Below are 213 nucleotides of genomic sequence, written 5' to 3'. Positions count from 1 at the left end.
CTGGACGGAATCGGCGGTTATGCGGTTCGCGGTGTCCTGGAAACCCATCAGGATATGAAACGGAACGGCCATATTCCAATCGGCCTGATCAGCGGAAAGGTTGTGGCGAAAAAAGCGATTAAGCAGGGCCAATTCCTAACAATAGATGATGTTGAACTGGATCCAAGCACAACAGTCTGGAAACTAAGAGAGCTTCAAAATCGTTTATTCCCG

1 pseudogene is annotated in these 213 nt (G+C 48.4%); it reads left to right on the top strand.

Annotated features, from left to right (window positions below):
* Positions 1-213 (top strand): annotated as a pseudogene (locus L2D08_RS23910) (NAD(P)H-dependent oxidoreductase); the annotation flags it as partial.

The sequence above is a fragment of the Domibacillus sp. PGB-M46 genome (assembly GCF_022668875.1).
GTDB lineage: Bacteria > Bacillota > Bacilli > Bacillales > Domibacillaceae > Domibacillus.
This window is presented reverse-complemented; position numbering and strand designations above follow the sequence as displayed.